This window comes from Leisingera sp. F5, assembly GCF_001593695.1.
On sequence record NZ_LUKH01000987.1, the window covers coordinates 1 to 1,378 of the forward strand.

A 1,378-nucleotide genomic window follows, 5' to 3' on the forward strand; every position below is an offset into this window, starting at 1 on the left:
CGACTCTGGCTCGACCCATGCCTTTGTGCTGCGCGACCGCGAGGACGGCACCGAGGACGGCATTGCCGATGTTTATATGGAAGGCACCGACCAGCACCGCGGCTGGTTCCACTCGTCCTTGCTGCAGGCCTGCGGCACCAAGGGCCGCGCGCCCTACCGCAATGTGGTGACCCACGGTTTCACGCTGGACGAGAAGGGCATGAAAATGTCCAAATCGCTGGGCAACACCATTGTGCCCGAGAAGATCGTGCAGCAGTATGGCGCGGATATCCTGCGCTTGTGGGTGGCGCAGACCGATTACACCTCGGACCAGCGGATCGGGCCGGAGATCCTGAAAGGCACCGCTGACAGCTACCGCCGCCTGCGCAATACCATGCGCTATATGCTGGGGTCGCTGGGGGATTTCAGCGAGGATCAGCGGGTCGCGCCCGCCGACATGCCGGAACTGGAGCAGTGGGTGCTGCACCGCCTGGCCGAACTCGATCACCGGGTGCGCAGCGGCTATCAGTCGTTCGACTTCCAGGGCGTGTTCTCGGCGGTGTTCAACTTTGCCACCGTGGACCTGTCGGCCTTCTACTTCGACATCCGCAAGGATGCGCTGTACTGCGACGGCGACACCCTGAACGCCCGCGCCGCGCGCACCGTGCTGGACATCCTGTTCCACCGGCTGACCACCTGGCTGGCGCCGATCCTGGTGTTCACCATGGAAGAGGTCTGGCTGGAGAAATACCCGGGCGAGGGCAGCTCTGTCCACTTGCAGGATATCCCCGACACGCCTGCCGACTGGCTGAACGAGCCGCTGGCCGCCAAGTGGTCCAAGATCCGTCAGGCGCGCCGGGTGGTGACCGCGGCGCTGGAGGTGCAGCGCACCGACAAGGTGATCGGCGCCTCGCTGGAGGCCGCCCCGGTGGTGCATGTGCGCGACGCCGAGGCGCTGGCGGCGCTGAACTCGGTGAACTTTGCCGATGTCTGCATCACCTCGGACATCCTGCTGACCGGTGATCCGGCACCAGCCGAAGCTTTCCGGATGCCGGAGGTGGATGGCGTCTCGGTGGTGTTTGAGAAGGCCGACGGCGGCAAGTGCCAGCGCTGCTGGAAAATCCTGCCGGATGTGGGCAATCACGTCCATGAGGGTGTTTGCGGCCGCTGCGATAGCGCGCTGGGATAATCCGGCTTTCAACTTTGACTTGTGCATGGCGCCCGGTTTAATTGCCGGGCGTTATCATTTTTGCGCTATTGTTGCGGGATTTCCTGCACTTTTCCGGGTGCGGCCTTGTGTATTGGCAAATTGAATTCCTCTAGATGTTGACCGGTTTTATACAATTGGTTAAGAATTCGTTAATTCCATGTAGGTTTTCAGCCGACTTAAAAATATGGC

The 1,378-nt window shown here is 61.6% G+C and carries 1 protein-coding gene; it reads left to right on the top strand.

The window, feature by feature from the left end; all coding sequences use genetic code 11:
- Positions 1–1,168 (top strand): class I tRNA ligase family protein (locus tag A2I95_RS38145; RefSeq protein WP_291737615.1); only part of this gene is annotated, 1,168 nt, incomplete at its 5' end.
- Positions 1,169–1,378: the final 210 nt, after the last annotated feature.